At 68.7% G+C, this 2,527-nt stretch carries 2 protein-coding genes; both read right to left on the bottom strand.

What is annotated here, in order from left to right; genetic code table 11:
- A partial coding sequence (locus G6026_RS02940) for a MoxR family ATPase (protein ID WP_241727928.1) occupies positions 1–990 on the bottom strand: 990 nt, incomplete at its 3' end.
- Between the two features lie 26 nt (positions 991–1,016).
- Entirely contained in the window at positions 1,017–2,288 is a 1,272-nt protein-coding gene (gene mdo, locus G6026_RS02935) for an NDMA-dependent methanol dehydrogenase (RefSeq protein ID WP_107755406.1), read from the bottom strand.
- Between the last annotated feature and the right edge of the window lie 239 nt (positions 2,289–2,527).

The following is a 2,527-nucleotide window of genomic DNA, read 5'->3' as shown; positions in this document are numbered from 1 at the left end:
CGCGGTGCCACCACCGGGCGGCTCGCCGTGCACCCCGGCGAGCATCCCGTCGTGGACCCCCGTGAGGACCTCACGCGCGGCGTCGTCGTCGGACCGGTACTTCAGTAGGGCGGCGGCCAGCACCCAGCCGAGCTCCGGGCTGTCCGGTTCCCACACGGACGCGGCCCGCGCCGCGTCCACCACCTCGGAGATCGACGGGGCCTTACGCAGGGGCATCTCACGCAGTCGGCGCGCCTTGTCCACCACGTCGGCCGCGACCGGTTCCGACACCTCGGGCGCCCGGGACCGGACGATCTCCGTCTCCCTCGCGGCGTCCGGGAAGTCCACGTGGAAGTGCAGGCACCGGCGCTTGAGGGCGCTGGACAGCTCCCGCGTGTCATTGGAGGTGAGCACCACCCAGGGAGTCGTTCGCGCGCGAAAGGTCCCGAGCTCGGGGATCGTCACCTGCTTCTCCGCGAGCACCTCCAACAGCATCGCCTCGAGCGACTCCTCGGTGCGGTCGATCTCGTCGATGAGCAGGACGACCGGGTCCTCGGAGGTGATGGCCTCGAGCAGCGGCCTGGTCACCAGGAAGTCCTCGCCGTGGATCCCCACCTCCATCTCCGCCAGCGCTGCCGAGGCGGCGCCGAGGTCCTCGTGAGCCTGCAGTTCGGCCGTGATCCGGTCCCGGAGCATCTGGACGTGCAGCAGCTGCTTGGCGTAGTCCCACTCGTACAGCGCCCGGGCGTCGTCCAGGCCCTCGTAACACTGCAGCCGGACCAACCGACGCCCGAACGCGGTCGCGAGCGACTTGGCCAGTTCGGTCTTCCCCACACCGGCCGGGCCCTCCAGCAGCAGCGGCCTGTCGAGGACCGTCGCCAGGTGCACGACGGTCGCCAACTCCCGGTCGACGATGTACCCCGTCGCCCGCAGCGCCTCCCGGAGGAGGTCGACGTCGATCGCCGCGTCAGCGGTTCCCGCCTCGTCGGGGCGGTCTGGGATGACACCCATGGTCGGGCCCTTTCCGTCCTCGCCGATCAGTAGGAGCCGGTCATGGCGTGCTCGACCATGGGGATCAGGGACTCGACCGTGGACTCGCGCGGGTTGCCCGGGGTGCACGCGTCACCCATCATGTGCTCGGCGATCCTGCGGACGTTCTCCGCGGAGGTGTCGATCCTGTCGCCCTTGCCCTTGTACTTGCCCGTGTCCATCTGGTTCTTCTCGTACAGCCCCGGCGTGATCTGGCTGAAGTTGTCCGGGATGCCGACGTCCTTGGACAACCGGATGGCGGCCTCCACCGCGGCGTCGGCCGCCTGGACGGTCGTCATGTTCCGGGTGTCCACGCCCATCTGCGGGGCGAGTTCGGCGTACCGCTGATAACGGGCCGGCAGGTTGTACTCCCACACCCGGGGCAGCGCGATCGCGTTGTTCAGGCCGTGGTGGGTGTCGTAGTACGCGCTGATCGCGTGGGACATCGAGTGGATCATCCCGAGTCCGCCCGAGTTGAACGCCTGGGTGGCGATGTACTGCGCGTTCATCATCCCGGTGCGCGCGTCGAGGTTGCGCGGGTCGTACACGGCCGTGGTGAGGTTGTCCGCCACGAGCTTGGTCGCGTACAACGCGTTGCCCAGCGAGGGGGCGAAGTCGAGCCGCGACACGTACGGCTCCGAACAGTGCGCGAGGACGTCGAACCCGCAGTACGCGGTGAAGTGCTGGGGGCAGGAGTAGTAGAGGAGCGGGTCGTCCATCGCCAGCGAGACCAGGCTGGCGTCGTCGAACGCGACCCACTTGTGCGGGTGGTCCATGTCCGAGGTGTCGGTGATGACGTACGCCCACGAGGTCTCCGCACCGGTTCCCGCTGTGGTGGACACGGCGATGTGCGGAGGGTTCTCGAAGTTGGTGGACTTGGAGAAGCCCTGGAACTCGTTGATGTCGCGGCCGTCGTGGGCGATCACCACGCGTGCGCCCTTGGCGGCGTCGTGGCTGGAGCCTCCGCCCACCGAGATGATGCCGTCGCACTTCTCGGAGTTGTAGAGCGCCGCGGCGTCCATGACGTTGTAGTCCTTGGGGTTGGACTCGACCTTGTCGAAGACCACGACGTCGAGACCCTGGTACTCGATCTTGCCCTTGAGCTCCTCGATGATCCCCGATCCGCGCAACCCGGTGGTCATGATGAGGACGCGGGTCATCCCCAACTTCTTGGCCTCCACGCCGAGGATGTCGTGCGCCCCCACCCCCAACAGCGCCTTGGGGAGCGGGTGGAACTCCTTGATCGGCATGTCCCAGATCTGATTCAGTTCGATCGCCATCGTGCGCCTCCTGCTCGAGCGATCCCCACCAGCGGCGGGGCGGTGTGTGTGACACCGATCACTCTTGCCCGGCGAGCGACCCTGCCGGAACACCTCGCGCGACGTTCTGGCCACCCGGCACCCCGGGGACGGCCCGATCGGCACCGACCGACCTACCCGAGCGGAGAGGCGGCCGGGGCCCGGCGGCACGGGCGGCCCGGAAACCCCTCAGGCCCCGAAGCGCTGGTCGAGGACGCGGC

Source organism: Dietzia sp. DQ11-38-2, from assembly GCF_014145055.1.
Classification (GTDB): Bacteria; Actinomycetota; Actinomycetes; order Mycobacteriales; family Mycobacteriaceae; genus Dietzia.
Note: the sequence above shows the minus strand (reverse complement) of the source record. Positions and strands in the feature narration are given on the sequence as shown.

Bases quoted from the DNA above. Each gene is read 5' to 3' on its own strand.
- mdo (WP_107755406.1), bottom strand. From the start codon at position 2,288: ATGGCGATCGAACTGAATCAGATCTGGGACATGCCGATCAAGGAGTTC.